The sequence below is a fragment of the Hyphococcus formosus genome, from assembly GCF_046736345.1.
GTDB classification, from domain to species: Bacteria; Pseudomonadota; Alphaproteobacteria; order Caulobacterales; family Parvularculaceae; genus Hyphococcus; species Hyphococcus formosus.
Genome location: NZ_CP157210.1, coordinates 2625584 through 2648470 on the forward strand (window position 1 = coordinate 2625584; position 22887 = coordinate 2648470).

Here is a 22887-nt window from a genome sequence, read left to right on the forward strand (position 1 = left end):
GTCAATCATGAATTTATCCCTTTCATGACCGAATGCGTATTTTGATCCTGATGGGGAACACTGGGCCGTGAAGTCATCAACAGGAACGCTACTCCGACTCTTTTTGGCTGGTGCGCTGCTCGTTGCGATGGCGGCAGCGGCGTTGGTGTTTTCGGGTGTGTTGCCGCCCTATTATGATCGGGAATTTTCTGACGAAGATTTTGGTAATCCGGCGCTGCAACTGTTGCCGATTTCGTATGACGAGATCGATGGTTGGCACCGGGATGATCCGACTGAGGCCCTCAATGCCTTCATGCGATCGTGTGAGATATTCGAAAAACAAGATCCGTCACAGGCCGCCAATCCACTGGAAAATACTCTATTAACAGGGGTTTCCCTTGCAGGTACCATCGCCGATTGGCAGCGGCCCTGCCACGAAGCGCGGGCATTGACCGTCAGTGCATATAGCGATCCATCCATTCGGCGCGGCGCGATTCGAAAATTTTTTGAATTCCATTTCCAGCCAATTGAAGTCTCTGTGAAACGCGCGCCCCTGCCCGATAGTCGCGCGCGTCGGGCACCGCCGAAAATCGAAAATGACGGTGTGTTTACCGGCTATTACGAGCCTGTCTATCCCGCATCGAATACTCAGACAGACCGGTTTTCCGCACCCCTTCTTCCGCGTCCGGATGACCTTGTCGAAGTTGATCTCGGGATGTTTCGCGATACCCTCAAAGGTGAGCGTATTGCCGGCAAGATCGAAGGCAACCGGCTTGTTCCCTATGCCGACCGAAAGTCGATTGAAAACGGCGGCATTGATGGCGATCCAATAGCCTGGCTTGATCCCAACGATTTATTCTTTCTGCAGATTCAAGGATCCGGGCGATTGTTCTTTGAGGATGGAACCGCCCTGCGTGTTGGTTATGGCGGCCAGAATGGTCATGCCTATACAGCGATTGGCCGGGTGATGGTTCAACGTGAAATCATGCCGCTTGAAGACGTTTCCATGCAGTCTATTCGGCAATGGCTGGTTGATGCTGACCCTGTTGAGGCGCAATCCCTGCGAGAAGAAAATGCATCATATGTCTTTTTCAATCGCCTCGATCAGGTCGCTCCCGAGTTAGGCCCCCTGGGGGCACAAGGGGCGTCATTGACGCCGGGCCGGTCACTGGCGGTTGATCGCCGTTATTATCCGCTCGGTATGCCTGTCTGGATCGATATTCGCTTGGACGAGAATGCTGACCCCTTACGGCGGTTAGTGATCGCTCAGGATACGGGCGGCGCTATTCGAGGGCCCATTCGTGGCGACTATTATTGGGGGTCTGGCGAAGAAGCCGGTAAAATGGCCGGTGAAATGAACGCGAGGGGTAAGATGATTATTCTTCTGCCCCAGCGTCTGGCCGAACGGATCGAGTTTAAAAGGGCAAATCGCTTGTGAAACGACGGCGGCATCTGACGGGCGAGGAAGAGGCACTTTGGCGAAAAGTGACCAAAGATGTTTCGGCTTACCGCCCCCAAAAGCAAGAAGAAGTGCCGCTTGTTTCGCCATCGCAACATCGTCCGGCGTCTTCGGCAAAGCACCAGAATTCGGCTTATCGGCCCGATCAGAGGCCGATACAGAAAAAATCAGGTCCCACCCCGAACCCAATGGGTGCGGGTGACCCGCGCATGGACAGGCTCGCAGGTCGCGGGCGCATTGCGATTGATGCGGTTCTCGATCTCCATGGCCATAATCAGGTTACGGCGCGCATGGTTCTGCATAATTTCATCCGCGAAGGTCATGCCCGCGGCGCAAAATGTTTGCTGGTTATCACCGGCAAAGGCGGCATGGTCTCAGGCGGGCTGGTAAAGCACGATGCGCATGATGGCTTTGCCAATAAAGGGCGGGGTGTCTTACGTGGTCGATTTCAGGATTGGTTGAGCGAGGACAGTGTTCGGCGTTTTATTTCCCGGTCCAGCTCGGCCCATCAACGCCATGGCGGTGATGGGGCCTTTTATGTTTTTTTGAAACGTTAGCCGTTCAGCAGAACTTTCCAGACAAACGCAACGACAATTGCGATTGGCAATACGATAAACATCAACAAACGCGGTAGCCGGATCGCGAAGTTGGTTTCAACAAAGTCAGCAGCCCAATCCAACACAGCTTCATTCCACCAGCGACGGGGCTTGTGTTTCGGCAGTTGCGCCTGTTCTGGTTCAAACGGCATGGCAGCCAAAACGGTAACGCCGCGATTTTTCCAGCGCTGGAAGGATTTCTTGAGTGCGCCGTTAAGAACAGAACCGCGCAGGCGCCGCGTGAGCATTTTCATCGGCCCATAGGCGAAGTCACGGGGGTCGAACTCGATATCTAGCACCACCGAAGATGGCTTGTCGCGGCCGCTATCTTCGTCAATGCGTACGACCGAATGGCGGACGCCAAAATTCCGAAGATAGTTTTCGATATCCCCTAGCGAGGCCGCGGTCGCATCCCGACGGAAGCGCAGCATCACCCGAACGCCCTGCTCACCCGTTGGACGAACCGACAGGAACACCCAAGATATCAATGCGACGAGGGTGCCGAGGAGCACCGCGGACCCGGCCGTTAATCCGGAAAGCCAGGCAAGTTGCGGCGGATAATCAAAATTGAGCGGTGTCGCAGTGAGTAGCCCAAAACCACCAAGCCCGACTAATGCGATTGCGGCAGTACCGCCAACATAGCCAAGCATCTTCGAAAAGCCGGAACCGATTGTGCCTGACGGGTTCGAAATAGCCTCAAGGCGGCGTACCCAATAGCCCGTTTTGGCATCGGTCGTGCGATAACGGTCCTCGACCAGTGTTTGATCGGGATTATTCTCAACCACCATAAAACGGGTTTTCGCCGGGGCGGCATCATCATATTCATGATCGATTATGACGTAGTCGGATGAGCGCATCGCGACTTCGTAAGGCAAGACCATGGCAAAGAGCGGATTGCTTTGTGTGTCGGCTCCAAGCGTCGAGACAAACTGGGTTTTGCCGGTGACCGGGTCAAACATGGTGTTTGTCTGGCGGTTTGAATTTACCGAAGACCGCGCCAGTCGCGCCAGTTCCCGATGAGGTTCGATCATCTGCGAGGTCTCGCGCACCTCAACGCCGATTGCGCGCATGCCATCTAGCTTCGACTTGCAACGCCGCGCCGCCTCTGGGCCTGCAAAGACAACGTCTATCCGGTCACGGATCAGTTTTTGATCCGCCATATCGATCGGCAGACCAGCGCGCGGGCTTTCATTGGCATAATCACCGGTCGGCGCATTATCGCTGCCTGTATCTAAAAGGCCCCATGACTTTCTGAAGCGTCTTTGCAGCGCCGAAAAACCGGTACCCGGATGTGATGATTGAATAATGTCGTAGAGTTGCGATTCATGCACGGCGAGGCAAAGCTTGTCTGTCGCCTCGACCTGATCGACGCCCAAAAGCGTGAACTGGCTGGCCATCGCCCGCAGCGCTTCAAAGTCATAACCCGTATACGGATGATAAAACGGGATGACAGCAAAATCTGCCGTATCCTGTTTCACCGCCATCAAAGATTGCTCTTTGGTCCGCAGCGGCATTGTCTGCGCGTAATTATAGTCAAAATTGCTGTTGGTGCTGGCCCGTTCAAATTCGCGTTCGATCCGCGAGTTGACGGCTCCTAGACCGGCGTCAGGGACATTACCCTTTGCCCGCGCGCGGCGAAGGAAGGAATCCGTGGCTTGGTAGCCATATCCCCATTCCTCGCCAGTGAAGGCGATTTTCGGTTGCTTCTTGCCTTTTTCGAGCGGGCTTCGATTGCTGCGCTCGGCAGAATCCTCCGGCTTATCCGCAAAACGCGGGTCAGCATCCTCCGCAAAGGACATCATGGACCGTCGCTTCCAAGTCCGCGCCGCGCCGTCAGCCATGGTAATTCCCCGCTCGTTACCCTCTCACGAGCGGATAGATTAACCTGTCCTTAACGATCGTGAAAGCCCGGAATGAGGCGGGAAAGGGTGTCTAGGCGCATATTTATGCGGTTTCCCGCCAGAAAGAGCGGGAAATGCCACAGGTCGGCCCGTGAAAAGCGAAAAGTCACGGTTGTTTCGAAGGCGAAAATGACCTCGAAAACTAAAGGATATACTTTGACAGATCGGCGTTTTTCGTAATTCCGCCAAGCCGGTCATTGACGAAAGCCGCATCGATACTGATCGTCTCGCCAGTTTTGTCGGTTGCGGTAAATGAGACCTCATCGAGCACGGTTTCCATGATCGTGGCCAATCGGCGGGCACCGATATTCTCAACGCCGGAATTTACCTCTGCGGCAGCATCGGCCAGCGCGTCTATCGCGTCTTCGCTGAATTCAAGGGTCACGCCCTCGGTTTCCATGAGCGCGGAATATTGCTTGATCAGGCTTGCTTCCGGCTCTGTCAAAATCCGCCGAAGATCATCACGGGACAATGCATCTAACTCGACCCGAATAGGCAATCGCCCTTGCAGTTCCGGCAATAGATCAGATGGCTTTGAAAGGTGGAATGCGCCCGAAGCAATAAACAAAATATGGTCGGTTTTAACCGGGCCGTATTTAGTGGTCACGGTCGCGCCCTCGATCAAGGGGAGTAAATCGCGTTGGACCCCTTCGCGCGAAATATCGGCGCTGGCCCGTTCGGAACTCCGTGCAATTTTGTCAATCTCATCGAGGAATACGATGCCGTCATTTTGTGCAAGTTCAACCGCTTCGCGCCCGATCGCTTCGTCATCGAGCAATTGCTCTGACTCTTCTGCCAAAAGTGGTTCGTATGCGTCTTTTATTTTGATACGGCGCGTAACTTTTGGCGGCTGGAACGCTTTGCCGAGCATGTCTGAGAGGTTGATCATGCCCATTTGCGCACCGGGCATGCCCGGAATGTCAAAGGTTTGTGGCGCATTCTGCGTCTCGCGCAATTCAAGATCGATCTCGCGATCATCAAGCTCGCCGGCGCGTAATTTCGTGCGGAAGGCTTCTCTTGTGCTCTCACTTCCGCCCTCGCCGACCAAGGCATCAAGCACCCGATCTTCCGCAGCGGCTTGCGCTGCGGCTTTGACCTCTTCGCGTTTCTTTTCGCGGACAAGGCCGACAGCGATCTCGACAAGGTCGCGCACGATCGAATCCACATCGCGACCAACATAGCCAACCTCGGTGAATTTGGTGGCTTCGACCTTCAGGAAGGGCGCGCCCGCAAGGCGCGCAAGGCGGCGCGAAATTTCAGTTTTGCCGACGCCAGTTGGGCCGATCATGAGAATATTTTTCGGCGTAATTTCGTCCTGCAAAGCGCCTTCGACGCGGCGGCGGCGCCAGCGATTACGTAGCGCGATAGCAACGGCGCGTTTGGCGGCTTTCTGGCCAACAATATAGCGATCAAGCTCGGAGACGATTTCGCGGGGGGAAAATTCACTCATGAAGTATCAGGCATCCAAATAATCTGGTGAAACACCGCCTTCACATAAGCGTCTGTTTGAAAATCGCAATCCCGTACCCTCAATGAGGCACCCTTTAGATGCCTCATTTCCTGACGACGCGATGGAAATTTATAGTGTTTTTATTTTACGGCTGGCAAAGGCAAAGCCCGCAATCCCCGCAAGCAATAGCGGCAAGATCGCTGGTGCCGGGGTATCGGCCACCTGCTCAGCGCGGATGCTGACCGGTAACCAGTCGTCGTTTGAGCTGTTCGCTTCATTGGAATTACTCGCTACGGTCATGGTCTCGAAATTTGCCATTTCGCCAACCGGGTTTTCGGGTATCGCCGAACGAGGCAAGGCATTTGTTGAGGCTTGGGTACTGGTAGCAAACATTAGGACTAGAACTAGGAAAGAGAAAAATATCTTCACGCGAACTCCGAAAAATCAATTTTTCGCATGGCAGTCGCGTATCTCGACGTCTTGTGCTCGATAGGCGTGCCATTGCGGTGCAACACGCCCTAGAAGTGCAAGAATGAGGCGAGTTTAGCCCACGGGTTCGCGATTTCAGCGACGCGTATGAATTTCAATTTTCGGGAGTTCGGATGCCGCGCGACGAAAAGGCCCGGACCGTTCGGCCATTACCAGGGGATGAGAGGGGTGGTCCCTACCCGTCTATTGTCTCAATGGTCAACGAGTCGTTGGTATAAATACAGATCGTCGCCGCGATTCCCATCGCCTTGCGGACAACCTCCTCTGCGCCAAGATCGGTCTCGTTCATGAGCGCCAGAGCGGCAGACCGCGCGTAATCACCGCCGGAACCAATTCCTGTGACACCATATTGCGGTTCCAAAACGTCCCCCGCGCCAGAAAGGGTTAAGGTCACATCCTTGTCGGCGACAATCATCATGGCCTCAAGTCGGCGCAGATAGCGATCGGTGCGCCAGTCCTTGGCCAATTCCACACAGGCGCGGGTCAATTGTCCGGGAAATTGCTCTAACTTTGCCTCAAGCCGCTCTAACAGGGTGAAGGCATCGGCGGTGGCTCCAGCAAAGCCAGCGATGACCTTTCCACCGGCCAGACGGCGTACCTTTTTGGCGTCACCCTTCACCATGGTGGGCCCAAGACTGACCTGCCCGTCCCCACCCACGCAAACGGTATTCCCGCGGCGGACAGCGAGAATTGTGGTGGCATGCATGGACGGTTTACTCATGATTTTTCTCTATTCTGTATCTGAATGGACGTGGCGGCCATAATTCAATAGTAGGAACTTTGGTATAACGCGCATATGGACTGGCATCGGATTTACCGCTTCCTTGCCATCTAGGAATGCACAGGTCAAAGACAATGGGCGTCGCAACCTGAGAAGATAATTGCCCAAGGAGAGATTGCCATGCGTGCGGCAACAGTAGAACGGAAAACCAGAGAGACGGAAATCTTCGTCGCGATGGAACTGGACGGAACGGGCGATTACGATATCGAAACCGGCATCGGTTTTTTCGATCACATGCTGGAGGCTTTTGCCAAACATTCGATGATTGATCTCAAAGTGCGTGCGGAAGGCGATTTGCATATCGACATGCACCACACGGTCGAAGATGTCGGAATCGTCATGGGGCAAGCGGCGGCAAAGGCGCTTGGGGACTGCGACGGTATCCGCCGTTTTGGTGCGTCCTATATCCCTATGGACGAGACTTTATCGCGTGCAACGCTTGATATTTCAAAACGCCCCTACCTGATCTGGAAGGTCGCGTTCGCACGGCCAAAAGTCGGCGATATGGACACGGAACTCTTCAAGGAATGGTTCCATGCTTTCGCGATGAATGCGGGGATCTGCCTGCACGTAGAGAACCTGTATGGTGAGAATACCCACCATATCATTGAGAGCTGTTTCAAAGCGCTCGCACGGGCCTTTCGTGAAGCATTGGAGCTTGACCCGCGCAGCGATGGTAGCTCGCCTTCGACCAAAGGGTCCTTGGGCAGCTAGCGCATAAACAGCAGGTATACGATAGTAAACACAACGACGATTCCGGCTACGGAATAACCGAGAATGTAACGCACATGGTCACCGGTGTGACCCTGACGGACTTCCTCGGTGGTACGATCGGCTGGCGCAGGCTTCGCGGTTTCACTGTTTGCGACGTGAATCTCTTTGCGCGTGTTCTCCGCCTCCGCTTCCGTCTTCGGTGCGGCATCGTCGTCTTGTTTGATCTCGTTTTGACGTGGGGTATCCATCCCGCCTCCTTTCCTTGGTACCAACAGATCTGTTCTGCCGTGGTTCCCGCGATTTCTTTTCGCCGGGCTGCGAACAGTTATTGACGGTTTCGATCAATTCAGATGAGATCGCCCGCGGGTTGGAGACGTAGAGCGCCCCCTCCCTTGTTGTGTTTTCTTGTTTCGTATCAATTGGGCGCGAAAACTCAAAAGGGTTTAAATCTATGAAATTACACGGAATTTTGGCTGCCGGTTTTGCGGGAGCGACGATGATGAGTGTGTCGTTTGCTGGCGATCTTGCAGATCAATGCGTTGCGGCACTCGAAGCGGATGGCCGTGACGCTTCTGGCTGTGCATGCCTCGAAGAAGAGGTCGTCGCTAATGACCTTGTGGCAGAATTTACGGAGCTAGCCGAGATTGCTGATCCCGCAGCGCGTTACGATGCGGCGTCAGATGAGGCAAAAGCTGCCATGGATAAGTGTACGCGTTAATTGGGGAATCGGAGGGAACGACCATGAAAAAACGACTGACATTAATCGCCGCTGCCGGGTTTGCGATGAGCGCCCTGCCCGCCTTTGCATCGGAACTGGAAGCAAATTGCGAGGCCTATGCCGAGGCAAACGGAACTGACCCATCGGGGTGCAGCTGTCTTGCCGATACAGCCGATGCCAGTGTGGCAGACGAATTGAGCACGGTTGAGACCGAAGCCGATCTTGAATTGATCAGCGATGATGCGAAAGCGGCAATCCAAGCCTGTTGGCCTGACGCCTAAGCGCTAACGGTCAGAATTTCCAATAAAATCCAAGGGCGCGCGGGATTTCGCGCGCCTTTTTTATTGTTCCCCCTTGCCTCTCCTACCGCGCTGGCTACAAGCGCGTCATGGCAGAAACTCTGGCAATCATTGACTATGGCTCCGGCAATCTTCGGTCGGTTGAAAAAGCTGTTGAGCGCGCGGCGCGCGAAGCCGGCCTTGCGCGTCATATCAGCGTCACCGACGACCCGGACATTATCGGTAATGCAGACCGGCTGTTGCTGCCCGGTGTTGGCGCTTTCGCAGCCTGCATGGCAGGCCTCAGGGCGCGCAAAGGTGTCCTCGAAGCGATTGAACATGCCGCCCTCGTAGAACATCGGCCATTTCTGGGAATTTGCGTGGGTATGCAATTACTTGCGAGCAAAGGACTGGAATTTGGCGAAAGCCCCGGTCTTGATTGGGTACCCGGCGTCGTTGCGCCATTCGAGCCAACGACGGAACATCGTTCGCCCCATATGGGCTGGAACAAAGTCCACTCGATTAGCCATCACCCGGTGTTTGAAGGCTTGGATGGCGAAGTTTTCTATTTTGCTCATTCATTTCATTTCGACGTCGAGAACGAGGCGCATAAATTATGTGTCGCCGAACACGGTATCGAAATTTCTGCGGTGATTGGCCGAGATAATATTCTTGGCTGTCAATTTCACCCCGAGAAAAGCCAGCGTGCTGGTCTCGCCTTTTTATCTAATTTCCTGACCTGGTCTCCATCATGACACGAAAGCTAACTCTTTATCCCGCAATCGATTTAAAGGGCGGGCAATGTGTCCGCCTGTACCAAGGACAGATGGATCAATCCAAAGTCTACAATGAAGACCCTGCGGCGCAGGCGAAAGATTTCGCAGATGCCGGATTTTCATGGGTTCATATTGTAGATTTAGATGGTGCGTTTGCAGGCGAAGCGCGAAACGCAAGCGCAGTCGACGCCATTCTCGGCAATGTCGGGATAAAGACCCAGTTGGGCGGCGGTGTGCGCGATATGGCTGCGGTTGAACGCTGGCTTTCAACCGGTATGGCCAGAGTCATTCTCGGTACGGCCGCTGTGCACAATCCCGAATTTGTAAAAGAAGCCTGTCGCACCTATCCGGGGCAAATCGTTTTGGGCGTTGATGCCCGTGACGGACGCGTGAAAACCGATGGATGGGACGGCGATAGCGCGATCGATCCGGTAGAACTCGTAAAACGATATACCGATCAGGGTGTTGCTGCGGTGGTTTATACCGACATCAGTCGTGATGGTGCCCTTGCAGGGGTGAATGTAGAAGCGACCGCGGCGCTTGCAGAGGCATCAGCCATACCGGTCATTGCATCCGGTGGGGTTGCCTCGATCGACGATATACGGGCTCTTAAAACGGCACATGACAATATCGAGGGCGTAATCATCGGGCGGGCCCTTTATGATGGCCGGATAGACCCGAAAGAGGCATTAGCGCTTGCTAATAAAGGCTAATTTGTCCACAGGGTCAGTAGGGTCTATAATCATTACTTCGCCAGTTGCGTATGGAAGTGCCGCTCATGGGGACGGGACGCACGGAATTTGAGCTAAAATTCACCGGCAGCCCCGGTGACGTGGCAAAGCTCCCGAATAGCGACTTTATTGGCGCGATTGCGCCTCATGGCGCGTGGGAAAAGCTCGTTTCCACTTATTACGATACGCCGGACGAAGCATTCACCGGAAAGGGTCTGAGCCTTAGATTGCGCGAGGAGGGTGCCTCGCTGGTCCAGGCGGTAAAGGCAAAAGGGGCGAATGCGGTTTCGCGCGTCGAATATGAACGCGAATTGGACACAGAAGCTGATTTTCCGAAAAAATGCGGCGATCAAGAGATTGATGCGCTGATCAGGCTTTACAAAAAATCTCTGCGTCCGATTGCGCGGATTTCAGTAGAGCGGTGGTCGGCGATCATTTCGTTTAAAGGCTCTCGGATTGAGCTTGCCGTTGATGTGGGTACCGCTGAGAGCTGGGGCAGGGACGGCAGCAAAAACCTTTGCCCATTGGCAGAGGTCGAGCTGGAACTCATTGAGGGTGAGCCAAAAACCGTCTTTGCACTGGCACGCCTCCTGATCGGGAATGCCCCATTGCGTTTGAGTACGGGGACAAAATTAGCAACAGCGCTCGCATTGCGAACGCCGCCGGATAATTTGCCTTCGAATTCGAAAGTCACCGTCACCGCTGAGACGAAAGCATCAGCGGCGTTACGCCAGACATTGGATGCCACGGCGGCGCGTCTGTCGGCCCTACAAAGACACCTCGTCGAATTCCGAGCCCCGGAAGCTATCCATCAGATGCGCGTGGCGCTACGCCGGCTTCGATCCATCGAAAGGGTTTATCGACCCTTTTTGAAAACCGACGAAATCGCCGATCTCGCCGCTCAAGCGAAGACTTATGCGGATGTTTTAGGGGCTGCGCGTGATTGGGATGTTCTGCTCGGGGAGACGATACCAGCCACCCAAACAAGCGATTACGCGCCATCCGGGCTTCGATTGCTAAAAGCAAATGCCGAAGTAAAGCGTGCTGAAGCTTGGGCTGAAGTCATTGAGGCAATCGACCACGAACACTTCACGCGCTTCCTGCTATCGATCGTAGAGGCGAGCGTTATTGCGAAATGGTCATTGAAAGCCCGGCCATCTTTGCAGCTTCCGGTCATAGAATTCGCACCGCCTATTCTCGATAAGGCGCTTAAGCGTACAAAAAAGCTATCAAAGACCCTTGATGGCGTACAGGAATTGTCAGCGCGGCATCCTATGCGGATCGCGCTTAAAAAATTCCGTTATCCGGTTCAGCTATTTCGAAGCGCCTACCCAAAATCGAAACGCAAGGACTATATGGGCGCGTTATCTATGCTACAGGAGGCCTTTGGCCGGATTAATGATGCGGTTGTCGCGCAATCACTTGTCGATATCGCAGCAAAAGATGCAGGACCAGAAGCAATTAGAGCGGCGGGTTTTATTGCTGGCTTCAAGGCAGCAGAGGCACAAGCCGCCGCAGAACAGATAGATCAGGCATGGGCCGTATTTGCGGTGCAACGCCCATTTTGGCAGGAATAAAGTGCTCAATATACGGATTATCCCTTGTCTCGACGTCAAAGATGGACGTGTCGTTAAAGGCGTGAACTTTGTCGATTTGCGTGATGCTGGCGATCCCGCAGCGGCGGCAGAAGCCTATGATGCCGCTGGCGCGGACGAGTTATGTTTTCTCGATATTTCAGCGAGCCATGAGGGCAGGGGAATATTGCTTGATACGGTCAGCACTGTAGCGGAGCGTTGTTTTATGCCGCTCACGGTCGGCGGCGGTGTCGCCTCGCTTGATGATTTTCGCGCCCTTTTGCTCGCTGGCGCAGATAAAGTCGCCATAAATACCGCCGCGGTCCGGAACCCTGATTTGATCAATGCTGCGGCCGCGCGTTTTGGTGCCCAGTGCGTCGTCGTCGCTATAGACGCCAAGCGGGTTGGTGACGGCTGGGAGATATTTACCCATGGTGGCCGCAATGCTACCGGAATTGATGCAGGTGCTTTTGCTAAAGACGTCGTTGATCGCGGGGCAGGGGAGATATTGCTGACATCGATGGACCGTGACGGCGTGAAAACCGGCTATGATATCGAGCTTATCAAAGCGGTCAGTGATGCTGTTGATGTTCCCGTGATTGCGTCGGGCGGCGCTGGTGCGGTCGAGCATCTTGTAGATGCAGCCAAAAATGGTAACGCTTCGGCTGTTTTAGCGGCATCAATATTTCACTTTGGCGAAGTGACGATAGACGAAGCCAAAACCGCAATGGCAAAAGCGGGCCTGCCGATGCGGCAATCGGCTTTGAGCTAGGGGATCGTAATGTCTCAGTATAATGATCAATTTTCGGCCGTTCTTAGCCGTCTTGTGAAAACGATTGACGAGCGAAAAGGCGCAGAGCCCGGCAGCTCCTATACGGCATCGCTTTTTGCGGGCGGCGTTGAAAAATGCGCAAAAAAATTCGGTGAAGAATCGTTTGAATTAGCGCTTGCGGCGGCGTCTGGTGACAAAAGCCATACGGCCGAAGAAGCGGCGGATGTGCTCTATCATTATCTCGTTTTGCTAGGGGTCTCGGGCGTTGATCTCGACGATGTCGGTCAAATTCTGGCAAAACGTGAAGGCATGTCAGGCCACGAAGAGAAAGCGTCACGCTTGAAATAGCGGTTTTTCTAATAAAAAAGCCCCGCAACAGCGGGGCTTTTTCACAGTGTTGGTGATTTTACCAACCGCAAGAGCGGCCTTCATTTTGTTCCTGAAGATATTCCATCAGGGGCGCAAAATACTCGACCATTGCTGATCCGTCCATTTCACGTGTCCCTGTAAAGGCCTCCAATGCTTCGGGCCAAGGTTTTGATTGGCCCATTTCCAACATTGCATTGAACTTTTCACCAACCGCTTCTGATCCATAGATCGAGCAGCGGTGTAGCGGTCCTTCCCAGCCGGCCAATTCGCAGGCAGCTTTGTGGAATTGGAACTGGAGAATATGCGCAATGAAATAGCGCGTGTACGATACATTATTCGGGATGTGATATTTCCCGCCCGCGTCGAAATAGTCCGCCGAGCGTTCTACCGGTGGACGGATTCCTTGATACTCTTCGCGCAAATCCCACCAGCCTTGATTATAGGTTTCGGGTGTCAACTCACCGGAAAATACCTGCCAGCGCCATTTATCCATCAACAGGCCAAATGGCTCAAATGCAACCTTTTCAAGGGCTTGCGCCATCAATAGGCCGACGTCTTTTGAAGCATCAGGCGTTTGATCAATCAGGCCAAGTTGCTGGAGATAGTCCGGCGTGATCGACAGCGCGACCATGTCGCCAATCGCTTCGTGGAAGCCGCCATTGGCACCACCCTGAAAGATCGGTGACTGGTCTTTATACGCACGCTGATAATAGTTGTGACCTAATTCGTGATGGACGGTCTGGAAATCATCCGCATTCACCTTGGTGCACATCTTGATCCGGATATCGTCTTGTCCGTCCAGATTCCATGCAGACGCATGGCATGCGACTTCACGATCAGCCGGTTTGGTGATCTGCGAACGCTCCCAGAATGTTTCCGGTAGTGGTTCAAAGCCTAGCGAAGAGAAAAACGCTTCGCCGGTTTCGACCATCTTCACCGCGTCATAGCCATTGTTTTTCAACAAAGCGGTCAGGTCATAGCCGGGGTCTGCGTCGCCCGGTGCAACGAGGTCGTAAATATTGCCCCAGCTTTGCGCCCACATATTTCCGAGCAGATCGGCGCGGATTGGTTGGTCGAGTGGCACGACTTCGTCGCCATAGGTCTCGTTCAGTTTCGCGCGCACATGGCAATGGAGTTCATCATAAAGCGGTTTCACCTGCCCCCATAGGCGGTCTGTTTCCGCAGCAAATTCCGCAGGCGGAAGATCATAGCGTGCGCGCCACATTGTGCCGACATCGTCAAAGCCCAACTCGCGGGCGCCCTCATTGGCGATTGCCGCCATGGCCGCGTAGTCCTCTTTCATGGTCGTGCCATTTTCGTTTTGCGCAACCGGGATCTCACGCCATTTGACCCATATCTCCTGGAGACGTTCAGGGTCCCGAACATTACCCATCATTTCTTCGAGATCGACTCGCGAGACTTGCTCGCCATCAAGTTCGATCTTTCCGGTGGCATAGGTCGATGCCATCCGGGTATTGATTTCTGACAGTTCTTTTGCCGCGCCCGGGCGTTCAGGCGCAGGAAGGTTCAGGCCAAGCTTGATGATTTCAATTTTCCGGCGCATTTCTGCCGGAAGTTCGAGATCGTTGAACCGCTTCGCCTGATTGGCAAATTTCACACCGGCTTCGGTTCCCTCGGTGGAAACTTGAGTATTCAACCAGTCTGTATCGTAATTGATATAGGTTGCGTTGACCCATGCGACCCGTGCGGAATATTCACCGAACTCGCGGTAGAATTTTTCGACCTCTTCGATGAAGGCTTGGGCGTCAGCGACTGTTGGTTCGCTTTGGGCGCTGCTTTCGGTCGTTGTGTCGGCTGTGTTGGTTGTTTCCTGCTGTGTGCAAGCGGCGATAAGGGCGAGGCTGGATACTGCAGCAAAAGCACCTAATCGTTGCCGGAATTGTCGGTTTATCATGAAGGCTCCCTCGATAATTGTTGGGCGCAGCATAGCGAGGGAAACCACACGCGCAAAGGTCAGAAACACTTGGTTTTGACTACACTTTTTCAGCAATCTTTATTGCGGCGCGACATCCGATTTTAATGGCACCGGAAAGTGCACGGTAAAAGGGCGCTTGGTGCGCGCCTTCATCTTCGGCGGTGTGTTTATGGGCGAGTTCGTCTTCGCGAAACTGCTGGACGGTCTCACAAAGATCGGGCTCGCTATCCGTCAATTCATCAATCTGTTCGGCGTAGTGTTTTTCAATGACGTCTTCGACGGCAGCGGTGCAAGCCATGGCGGACTTTTCGCCCATTAAAGCGGTTGCTGCGCCAAGGCCAAAGCCGGCTGCGTTCCATAAAGGCGCTAACACTGTTGGCCTGACTTTGCGTTCCGCCAGGAGGCGATCAAAAGTCGAAAGATGATGCGCTTCACCATCCTCCATTTCCTCCAGAAGCGCGGCCATGCGGGCTTTATGCGGTAGCTTGTCGAATATCGCGCGTTGGCCCCGGTAGATCGCGACAGCACCATATTCACCGGCATGATCCACACGTAGCATTTCGGCTATGCGTTGCCGTTGAGGGCCAGGTTTTTTGGGATCGCTCATATTACGCGCTCCGATGATTGCGCCGTGCGGCCCGCGTTTCGGCGAGTGCTGCGAACAAGGTCAGTGCAAACAACCCCGCTGAGGCGAGCAAGTTGTAGCCGGCCATCGAAATTCCTAAGAACCGCCATTGCACATCTTCACATGAGGGCCCGCTGGCGGGTTTATCCAATGACTCCGCGAGATTGGTGATATCAAGATCAACAGCACCGCCGGAGCAGATCGCAGGGCCGGGCCAATACCCATATTCAACGCCCGTATGATAAAAGGCGAGGCCAGTGCTGACCGCATAGACAAGCGCCGCCGCGCCCACCGCCGCAGCAGCCCCCATCTTGGATTTAAACAGGCGCGCGATAACCAGCCCAACAAATGAAATCGCAAGGGCCGTCCAATGGGCTTCGCGCTGATCGAGACACAAAATACAGGGCAAAAGGCCGCCGATGCGCTCAAACATATGCGCGCCAGCAATCATTGCAGCGCTTGCCACCAGTGAAATAACGAGCGCGCGTTCAGTTAATGAAAAGCGGTTCAATAGTAAGAGCATCACGCATTATATAACCCTGAAACTCGCGCGACTGTCTAAGGCGGATCGTCACACTACGGGCTATGCGCCCATGCCTAACCAAGCCTTAATCAGGGAAATGGCTTCCTGTCCCAAAAATAAGAGCAAGAACACCCAGGCAAAACCGAATAATAAGCCCAGGATTACCAATACCCCGTCACGTTCGATCAGGCCGAGTGATGCGACCGCAATGCCAATTCCCGGTGCAGTGTTTGTCGATGGAAGTGGGATCAGGATCGATACGATCGGGATCAACATCAAAAAACCGACAATGCGGGAGCCAAGGTGGCTGGTCACGAATAAAAGCCGCGGCTTCGAAAAACGCTCCACCCAGCCAATATATTTGTCTGCCCGATCGATCACGCCCTCAAACGCCGGTATCGAGAAATCGCGATCATGTAATTTCTTGGGGAGCCACGGATGGTGGCTGCCCGCGGCCATTTGGCCCGCTAATGCCAACATCGGCAAGGCCACGATTTGCGGCAGCAGATAAACGAATGGCAGGCAGCAGGGCAATGCCAGCATGAGCAAAAGAAAGCCGAAAGCACGCTCATCAAGCCGATCAACGACCGCGCCCAGATGCGCTGTTGGTTCTTGATCGGGGGTGACGGGCGGCTCTTCGGCCGCAATTTTGAGATCCGACAGAATATCGCTCAGGATTTTCGTTGCGCCGCGCGCCCCCCGGTTCTGGCCCGCAGAGGCGGTCTTTGAATTCGTGTCGTCGGCACCCACGGTCATGCTCTTATCCTGCTCCAGTTTATCAGATGGTGATGTAGGCCACTTCGCAAACCATACATAGGGGGCACAGATTGAAAATTGGTGTCCGCATTTTGACAATTATATGGTCGCGGGGCGTGATCTCCGCTTGACCCGCGCAGCGCCGTACCTAATATGCGGCCCTCATCGTCGACCGAGACAGATGCCCCTCTGGCGGAACTGGTAGACGCGCTGGATTCAAAATCCAGTTCCTTCGGGAGTGCCGGTTCGATTCCGGCGGGGGGCACCACCTTTTACGCGGCGGATCTGAATTTCACAGCGGCCATCACAGCCCGCTGGAACAAAGAAAAAGCCCCCGAAATCGGGGGGCTTTCTTTTTTGATCTCTAGGCCCGGTTAGCAGCGCTTTTTGCGGCGATCCTTTTTCGAGCATTTATCGCCACCATTATTTTCGATGAAGTTGTTGGTGACTTTGGGCTCCAGACCTTCACGAATGAAAATCGATAACCCGTCATTGCCGATAATGTCGTTGTCTTCGATCACGCCATTCACGCCGAAGGGAACCGCAACACCATCGCCGCTATTCTGTGCAATTTCGTTATAGCGAACGAGCGAAAGCTTGGCGTATTTATCGAGAATAACGCCCGAGCCTTTATTGTTCCGGATTTTATTTCCGATCAGTTTTGCGGCTCCGTACCCGGATGATTTCACACCGCTGTCGAGATTATCGAAAATCTCGTTTCCAGCGATAACAACATCTGCCCGGCTGCCTGAAGCAATGTCGACACCGACCTTATTTTGTAAGATCTTGTTGTCGATAATAAAGCTCTGGGAGAGGGAATGCTGCTGAACGACGAATACGCCTTCTGAACCGGCACTAATGCGGTTCTTTTCAAGCATGACGGTGCCGCCATTGATTTTTACCGCAGGCCGTACGCCAGAGCCCAACACGTCACTTTCTTTCAAGGTGAATACACCTTGATCGATGTCGATACAGGCCGGTGCGGCGGAATTGATTTTCGCCGCAAATTGAACATTCGCGACAACCGCATGGGCTGTGCCATCTTTTGGCGCAAATTTGAGGCAGGATTCATTCATTGGCGCAGAGATTTCGACCCCTGAACCCGGCCCACGATCACCCTGAATGAAAACAGATTTCTCAAGCGAGATCGATTCATTATAGGTCCCGTGCATTACATAAACCACGCCGCCTTCGGCAACGTCTTTAATGGCATGCGAAATGGTCTTGTATGGTCCAGGGCCATTTGCATCCACAATAATCTGCATGGGTCCTTTTTTGCGGTTGGGTTTCCCTGCGCCGCTGCCGGATGATGATGTGTTTGCACCCGGCTCGTTAATTGGAAAACCGCCCAGCGTTCCGCCAGATTGTGCGCCGACAGAACTCAGGGTCATGCTGAGCGCAACGACAGCAACAGTTGCCGTTTTTGCCGAGGTCAGCGCGAAATGGTTCATCTTTGTGTGTCTCATCTCACAACCCCCTACTGAACATCACGAGTGTATTCGAAGCTTAGGCGACGCAAGGCGTCATTTGCCGGCTTATAACCGAGCGCCGAAGCCCGCGCTAAATGATAGGCAGATTTCCGTTCATCCGGAGTGATTTCATTGAGGCCGGTTGTGCCGTCCCGATAAACCACGCCAAGTGCATAATGCGCGATTGCCAGATTTTGTTCAGCCGCAGATTCAAGCCATTTTGCTGCGAGCTGACCATCCTGTTCAACACCAATGCCGCGGACGAACATGATGCCATAGACATATTGTGACATCGGGTGATTGGCTCTGGCGGCGTCTGCAAAGAGTTCAACGGTCTGGCGCGGCGTCAATACGCCGGTGACCACCGATTGTTTTTCGTCTTCGGTCATCGAGGTATCGCGTGCCACAGTCGAATATTGGAAGCGGCGGATCGCAGCGCGTGTTGATGGACCAAGTTTGTTGTCCACCGTACCTGCCCGTAACCCAAGCGCGTTCAGTGCACGTTGAATAAGCTCAACATCAATGTCCGAAACCGCTTCAAGCGCATCGGCCATTTTAATTTCTTCAAGCTCTTTCTTGAGACGCTCAAGTTCTTCTTGCTGACGGGTTTTGCCCGTGTGCTCTGGCGGCAGTGGTGGTTGCCAGTCCGCAGCTTTTTCAAGTGCGACTTTGATTTCTTTCGGGTTCATTAAAGGTTCAAGAACCTCGTAGGCGGCACTCGCTTCGCCAACGCCGCGCTCTTTCGCGAGGGCGTACATCTTTAAAGCTTTTGTGTTGTCTTTGGAGACGCCGGCACCCTTTTGATACATGTCGCCCAAACGGTAGAGATCATAAGCGCTACCGGCTTCAAAAGTCTGCGCTACAAGGCCTTCCGCCTTTTTCACGTCGCCAGAGCTCATCCGGAAACGAATATCGGTCAACCGCTGTTCAGCGAGGATCTGTGCGTTGACCTCTTCCGCCGTTGGTTGTTGGTATGCGGAGAAATCATGATAAGCGGCCAATGTGTACCACATCAATGATTGCACATTGTCGACCGGAATGGCTTCTAGCGGTGCGGTCGCAGATGACGCCGCTTCGAGTGGTGCGCCCGAATAAACATCACCGAGAATTTTCTTGGAGCGAATATCGCCAGCCACCGCGAACCGGCGCCATGTATCGAGCGCCTGTGAATACTGGCCGTTCTTATAAGCCTCAAGGCCGGATTCATAGGTGGCATGCGCTGGCGTCATCGCCGCTATGGCCAATACCGATGCTGCGGCCATGCCGCCAAGCAGACGGCGCGCTTTACCGGCCAGCTTGATTGGATCTCTTTTCATATCCCCGCTTCCCCTCAACAGTCTCTCCGAATGCGCGCCACCTGACGCGATTCATCCGAACCAGCCCACCAAAGGGAATGAACCATCCCCCGATGTGCCCACCAACCCGTCTATTAAAGCACGCATTGGCGCGTGGCTCTACATTAACCTTACCGATAGTGAAAGCAAAAGGGCAGTCGATGGCGATTTTTAGGCGTGTCACCAAAATTTTATGGACGCATCGCGCATTTACGTAGGTTTGCCTTCGGGCGTGACCAGAAAGACGCTAATCGGCCGATCATCGGTGCCTTCATTTTCGAGGCGAACGACTTTGTGACCGGCCTCCTTGCAAAAATGCGGGATATCGATCGCGGCGAGCGGGTCGTCAGCAAGGATTTTCAAGGAAAATCCGTCACTTAGCTTCCTCAGGGCAGCTTCGGCACGGATCACGGGTACTGGGCAGCGATAGCCCGTTGTGTCCAATTCCTCAATTTTATCAGTGGGTTGTGTCATTTTTTCGGATTCAGCACGCTGAGAACGTCATCACCAAGCTGGTTCGGGTCAATGCCGAAGGGGGCGGCGACGGTGGCGATTTCGGGTCGCAAGCGCAAAAGTTCGTCGATCAAGCTTGTTGGCGCTGCCGCCTCAGGGGTCGGTTGTGACACCACTATCGCGGCAACTGGGATCTGGCGACGCTCAAGCGACTCGAGCGCTGTCAATGTATGGCTGACTGCGCCAAGATAATTTGTTGTGACCAATATGGCCGGAAGATCGAGCGCGGCAATTAAATCGGCTTGAAGTATGTCATCGGTCGCCGGCGAAAGAACGCCGCCCGCGCCCTCAACCAAAATCAAATCGGCATCGGTCTTAAGCCCCCGCCGACAAAAATCCAGCAGCTCCTCGTCGTCGATCTCTACGCCCAATTGGCGTGCGGCCACATTTGGCGCGAGTGGCGGCGGAAAAGCGTGCAGGCAAATATCTGATACCGTTTCAGGTGTAACTTTTTCCCCTAACGCCGAAAGAAGAATTCCGGCATCCGACGCTCCATAGGCACCCGGCGCGAAGCCGCTCATCAATGGTTTCAGGGCGTGTACGGAATGATCTATCTTGCGCGCTGCGGTGACGATCGCCGCGCTAAGATAGGTCTTGCCGATCTCGGTTCCCGTGGCGGTGACAAATATGCGACTGGTCATTTTTCCTGTGCCTTTTTTATCGAAGCTGCGAGGCGTGCAATATCGTCTTCGCGGTGGCGCGCGGAAAATGCAATCCGCAAACGGGCCGTACCCTCGGGAACTGTGGGTGGCCGAATGGCGGTCACGAGAAACCCGTCTTCTTCGAGGCGCGCTGAGAACGCCATTGCGTCATCAGCAGCGCCAATAATGATAGGAACGATGGTGCTTTCCGGGACGGGTAGGTCCATCATGGCGCAGAACAACTTTGCGTTCGCTAATGCCTTTTCGCCCAAGCTTTTTTCATCCTCTATGATCTTCAGCGAAGCATTAACAGCACCCAAAACAAAGGGCGGAAGGCCGGTCGTATAAACGAAGCTGCGGGCACGGCTATGCAATAGCGCGATCAGCGCTTTTGGCCCGCAAACGTAACCGCCATAGACGCCCGCCGCTTTTGATAGGGTACCCATTTGAATTGGCGCAGGGTTTACCTGTTTCGCAATGCCAAGGCCATGCGCATCATCGGTCATGAGCCATGCATCATGCTCCGTACAAAGCGCAAATAATTCTTTTAACGGAGCGGCATCGCCATCCATCGAGAAAATTGTTTCCGTTATTAATAGCGTTCTCTGGTCTGGAGCGATTTCTTTCAAGATTGATCGGGCATGGTCGATATCATTGTGCCGGAAAACCTTGATGGTCGCGCCGGATAACCGCGCGCCCGAATGAATGCAGGAATGAACAAGCTCATCCAGCAAAATAACATCGCCTCTGCCCACAAGGGCCGGGATGGTTCCAATATTGGCGAGATAGCCCGATCCAAACAGCAAGGCGGCTTCGCAGCCCTTCAAACGGCTTAGTCGTGTTTCTACTTCTTCATTAAGCGGGTTTTCTCCGGTAACCAGGCGCGAAGCCCCGGCCCCTGCGCCATAGCGCTGCGCCGCCTGCACACCGGCGTCAATAACACGCGGATCGGTGCTTAGGCCCAGATAGTCATTATCACTAAAGGAAATCAGATCTCGGCCCGCACGCTTTACCGTTAGACCCTCATAGCGATTGGTTGGTTTCAACACCCGGCGCAGGCCTTTTTCAGAAAGCGTTTCGAGTTTTGCTTCCGCAAAGGCTGAGACCGATTTTGCAAGATTACTATTGGCCGGATCTGGGGAATGGTTGATTTGGGTCATGGCCGGTGTAGGTACTCCACTCATCTAGGCATCCGCAAGCGCTCTCAAGGGGACCGTAGCAAAAATGACTGAACCCAATTGGCTTTCCGAAGGACTTGACCATATCTGGTTGCCCTATGCGCAGATGAAAACGGCTCCGCGCCCCGCCGCCGCGGTTGGGACGAGTGGTGTTCACATCAAAATGGGTGATGGGCGGCAATTGATCGATGGCGTTGCCAGCTGGTGGACGGCGGCTCATGGTTACAATCATCCGCATATCCTCAATGCGGTGCGTGACCAGCTTTCGAAAATGCCACATGTGATGCTCGGCGGATTGGCGCATGAACAACCCTACCGGTTGGCAAAACGTCTAGCGGCAATGACCCCCGGTGATCTTTCACGTGTTTTCTTCACCGAGTCCGGGTCTGTTGCGGTCGAAGTGGCAATGAAAATCGCCATGCAATATTGGCGAAACAAAACCGGCGAAAAGCGGAATAAATTTGTTTCTTTCAAAGGCGGCTATCACGGCGACACTTTTGCCACCATGTCTGTTTGCGACCCTGAGGAAGGGATGCATAGCCTGTTTGCAGGTGCGGTTTCGGCGCAGCATGTAGTGGATTTGCCAATCGACGAAGACGCCGCGTCCGCATTGGATCAGCTTTTATCGACGCATAAGGACATAGCCGCGGTTCTTGTTGAGCCGCTATTGCAAGGGGCGGGCGGCATGCGCGTTCATGATGGTGCGACGTTGAAACGGCTTCGCGCATTATGTGACGCGCATGGTGTTTTGCTTGTGTTCGATGAAATATTTACAGGGTTCGGTCGCACGGCCGCTATGTTTGCCAGTGAAAAAGCGGGTGTTGTGCCGGATATCATGACCTTGGGCAAAGCATTGACGGGCGGTGTCGCCCCGCTCGCCGCAACAATTGCGAGCGAAAAAGTTTATGCTGAATTTCATGACGACGATGCGGCAAAAGCATTGATGCATGGGCCAACCTTTTGTGGTCATGCGCTCGGCTGTGCAGCGGCGAACGCATCGCTTGATTTATTTGAAACCGAACCGCGGTTAGAGCAGGCGCAAGCGATAGAAACGGCGCTACGAAAAGGGCTTTCAGGCCTTAAAAACGAGCCGGGCGTCGCTGATGTCCGCATACTTGGTGCGATGGGGGCGGTGGAGCTGGCGCAAGATTTCAGTGTCGACCAAGCGCGAGCCGATTTTATTGAAATGGGGTTATTCGTCCGGCCATTGGGACGCGTGATCTATTTGACGCCGTCACTTACGATTGAGATGTCCGACCTCAATAAGCTGATTGAGGGCGTAAACGAAATGGCGCGCCGGTTGGGCGCGCCATCATAACGATATT

Annotated in this window: 25 protein-coding genes and 1 tRNA gene; 12 read left to right on the forward strand and 14 right to left on the reverse strand. The window is 54.0% G+C overall.

Annotated features, from left to right (window positions below; genetic code table 11):
* Window positions 1-67: 67 nt before the first annotated feature.
* Both ABFZ83_RS12145 and ABFZ83_RS12150 read left to right on the forward strand, forming a co-directional pair.
* On the forward strand, window positions 68-1417 hold the full coding sequence (locus ABFZ83_RS12145; protein WP_411816819.1) for a murein transglycosylase A: 1350 nt from the start codon (window positions 68-70) through the stop codon (window positions 1415-1417).
* Complete coding sequence (locus ABFZ83_RS12150; protein ID WP_411816820.1) at window positions 1414-1995, forward strand: Smr/MutS family protein; 582 nt, start codon at window positions 1414-1416, stop codon at window positions 1993-1995. Before ABFZ83_RS12145 ends, ABFZ83_RS12150 begins: the two co-directional genes overlap by 4 nt.
* Here ABFZ83_RS12150 and ABFZ83_RS12155 read toward each other — a convergent pair.
* The 4 genes from ABFZ83_RS12155 to hslV all read right to left on the reverse strand — a co-directional run bounded on the left by ABFZ83_RS12155 (window position 1992) and on the right by hslV (window position 6595).
* Complete coding sequence (locus ABFZ83_RS12155) at window positions 1992-3875, reverse strand: hypothetical protein (protein WP_411816821.1); 1884 nt, start codon at window positions 3873-3875, stop codon at window positions 1992-1994. The two genes, ABFZ83_RS12150 and ABFZ83_RS12155, sit on opposite strands and share 4 nt — an antisense overlap.
* 202 nt (window positions 3876-4077) lie before the next feature.
* Complete coding sequence (gene hslU / locus ABFZ83_RS12160) at window positions 4078-5385, reverse strand: ATP-dependent protease ATPase subunit HslU (protein ID WP_411816822.1); 1308 nt, start codon at window positions 5383-5385, stop codon at window positions 4078-4080.
* A gap of 129 nt (window positions 5386-5514) precedes the next feature.
* Window positions 5515-5778, reverse strand: a complete 264-nt coding sequence (locus ABFZ83_RS12165) for a PEP-CTERM sorting domain-containing protein (RefSeq protein ID WP_411816823.1) — start codon at window positions 5776-5778, stop codon at window positions 5515-5517.
* Between the two features lie 271 nt (window positions 5779-6049).
* The gene (gene hslV, locus ABFZ83_RS12170) at window positions 6050-6595 is read right to left on the reverse strand and encodes an ATP-dependent protease subunit HslV (protein ID WP_411816824.1); all 546 of its coding nucleotides are present in this window, start codon (window positions 6593-6595) and stop codon (window positions 6050-6052) included.
* Between the two features lie 180 nt (window positions 6596-6775).
* Between hslV and hisB the strand changes: the two genes are divergently transcribed.
* Complete coding sequence (gene hisB / locus ABFZ83_RS12175; protein WP_411816825.1) at window positions 6776-7369, forward strand: imidazoleglycerol-phosphate dehydratase HisB; 594 nt, start codon at window positions 6776-6778, stop codon at window positions 7367-7369.
* Here the strand turns inward: hisB and ABFZ83_RS12180 are convergent.
* Window positions 7366-7617: a hypothetical protein gene (locus tag ABFZ83_RS12180; RefSeq protein WP_411816826.1), complete on the reverse strand. Its 252-nt coding sequence runs from the start codon at window positions 7615-7617 to the stop codon at window positions 7366-7368. The genes hisB and ABFZ83_RS12180 overlap by 4 nt on opposite strands.
* A 203-nt stretch (window positions 7618-7820) precedes the next feature.
* Between ABFZ83_RS12180 and ABFZ83_RS12185 the strand changes: the two genes are divergently transcribed.
* The 7 genes from ABFZ83_RS12185 (at window position 7821) to ABFZ83_RS12215 (ending at window position 12566) form a co-directional block, all read left to right on the forward strand.
* Window positions 7821-8087 (forward strand): hypothetical protein, encoded by a 267-nt coding sequence (locus ABFZ83_RS12185; RefSeq protein WP_411816827.1) that lies wholly within the window; start codon window positions 7821-7823, stop codon window positions 8085-8087.
* A gap of 23 nt (window positions 8088-8110) precedes the next feature.
* Window positions 8111-8368, forward strand: coding sequence for a hypothetical protein (locus ABFZ83_RS12190; RefSeq protein WP_411816828.1), 258 nt, complete (start codon window positions 8111-8113; stop codon window positions 8366-8368).
* Window positions 8369-8475: 107 nt separating this feature from the next.
* Window positions 8476-9120 carry an imidazole glycerol phosphate synthase subunit HisH gene (gene hisH / locus ABFZ83_RS12195; protein ID WP_411816829.1) on the forward strand — a complete coding sequence of 215 codons (645 nt, stop codon included), beginning with the start codon at window positions 8476-8478 and terminating at the stop codon, window positions 9118-9120.
* Window positions 9117-9854 carry a 1-(5-phosphoribosyl)-5-[(5-phosphoribosylamino)methylideneamino]imidazole-4-carboxamide isomerase gene (hisA, locus tag ABFZ83_RS12200; RefSeq protein ID WP_411816830.1) on the forward strand — a complete coding sequence of 246 codons (738 nt, stop codon included), beginning with the start codon at window positions 9117-9119 and terminating at the stop codon, window positions 9852-9854. The genes hisH and hisA overlap by 4 nt, the downstream gene beginning before the upstream one ends.
* 65 nt (window positions 9855-9919) lie before the next feature.
* Window positions 9920-11449 carry a CHAD domain-containing protein gene (locus tag ABFZ83_RS12205; protein WP_411816831.1) on the forward strand — a complete coding sequence of 510 codons (1530 nt, stop codon included), beginning with the start codon at window positions 9920-9922 and terminating at the stop codon, window positions 11447-11449.
* Between the two features lies 1 nt (window position 11450).
* A complete protein-coding gene (hisF, locus tag ABFZ83_RS12210; protein WP_411816832.1) occupies window positions 11451-12218 on the forward strand; it encodes an imidazole glycerol phosphate synthase subunit HisF in 768 nt (255 codons plus the stop codon).
* A 9-nt stretch (window positions 12219-12227) separates the two neighbouring features.
* A complete protein-coding gene (locus ABFZ83_RS12215) occupies window positions 12228-12566 on the forward strand; it encodes a phosphoribosyl-ATP diphosphatase (protein ID WP_411816833.1) in 339 nt (112 codons plus the stop codon).
* Between the two features lie 58 nt (window positions 12567-12624).
* On the opposite strand, the gene ABFZ83_RS12220 is transcribed toward ABFZ83_RS12215, so the two are convergent.
* From ABFZ83_RS12220 to ABFZ83_RS12235, 4 genes are all read right to left on the reverse strand, one after another.
* On the reverse strand, window positions 12625-14502 hold the full coding sequence (locus ABFZ83_RS12220; protein WP_411816834.1) for a M2 family metallopeptidase: 1878 nt from the start codon (window positions 14500-14502) through the stop codon (window positions 12625-12627).
* 79 nt (window positions 14503-14581) lie between these two features.
* Window positions 14582-15130, reverse strand: a complete 549-nt coding sequence (locus ABFZ83_RS12225) for a demethoxyubiquinone hydroxylase family protein (protein ID WP_411816835.1) — start codon at window positions 15128-15130, stop codon at window positions 14582-14584.
* A gap of 1 nt (window position 15131) precedes the next feature.
* A complete protein-coding gene (locus tag ABFZ83_RS12230; RefSeq protein WP_411818833.1) occupies window positions 15132-15671 on the reverse strand; it encodes a disulfide bond formation protein B in 540 nt (179 codons plus the stop codon).
* Window positions 15672-15731: 60 nt separating this feature from the next.
* Complete coding sequence (locus ABFZ83_RS12235; RefSeq protein WP_411816836.1) at window positions 15732-16427, reverse strand: exopolysaccharide biosynthesis protein; 696 nt, start codon at window positions 16425-16427, stop codon at window positions 15732-15734.
* 183 nt (window positions 16428-16610) lie between these two features.
* On the opposite strand from ABFZ83_RS12235, the gene ABFZ83_RS12240 reads away from it, so the two are divergent.
* Window positions 16611-16695, forward strand: a tRNA-Leu gene (locus tag ABFZ83_RS12240).
* A gap of 106 nt (window positions 16696-16801) precedes the next feature.
* Here the strand turns inward: ABFZ83_RS12240 and ABFZ83_RS12245 are convergent.
* The 5 genes from ABFZ83_RS12245 to ABFZ83_RS12265 form a co-directional block, all read right to left on the reverse strand.
* The gene (locus ABFZ83_RS12245) at window positions 16802-17893 is read right to left on the reverse strand and encodes a right-handed parallel beta-helix repeat-containing protein (RefSeq protein WP_411816837.1); all 1092 of its coding nucleotides are present in this window, start codon (window positions 17891-17893) and stop codon (window positions 16802-16804) included.
* An 11-nt stretch (window positions 17894-17904) separates the two neighbouring features.
* On the reverse strand, window positions 17905-19212 hold the full coding sequence (locus ABFZ83_RS12250; RefSeq protein WP_411816838.1) for a peptidoglycan-binding protein: 1308 nt from the start codon (window positions 19210-19212) through the stop codon (window positions 17905-17907).
* Window positions 19213-19440: 228 nt separating this feature from the next.
* Entirely contained in the window at window positions 19441-19704 is a 264-nt protein-coding gene (locus ABFZ83_RS12255) for a sulfurtransferase TusA family protein (RefSeq protein ID WP_411816839.1), read from the reverse strand.
* The gene (bioD, locus tag ABFZ83_RS12260; RefSeq protein WP_411816840.1) at window positions 19701-20384 is read right to left on the reverse strand and encodes a dethiobiotin synthase; all 684 of its coding nucleotides are present in this window, start codon (window positions 20382-20384) and stop codon (window positions 19701-19703) included. Before bioD ends, ABFZ83_RS12255 begins: the two co-directional genes overlap by 4 nt.
* A complete protein-coding gene (locus ABFZ83_RS12265) occupies window positions 20381-21544 on the reverse strand; it encodes an aminotransferase class I/II-fold pyridoxal phosphate-dependent enzyme (RefSeq protein ID WP_411818834.1) in 1164 nt (387 codons plus the stop codon). Before ABFZ83_RS12265 ends, bioD begins: the two co-directional genes overlap by 4 nt.
* Window positions 21545-21608: 64 nt before the next feature.
* Here ABFZ83_RS12265 and ABFZ83_RS12270 point away from each other — a divergent pair, with 64 nt between their 5' ends.
* Window positions 21609-22880, forward strand: coding sequence for an adenosylmethionine--8-amino-7-oxononanoate transaminase (locus ABFZ83_RS12270; RefSeq protein WP_411816841.1), 1272 nt, complete (start codon window positions 21609-21611; stop codon window positions 22878-22880).
* The last annotated feature ends 7 nt before the right edge of the window (window positions 22881-22887 follow it).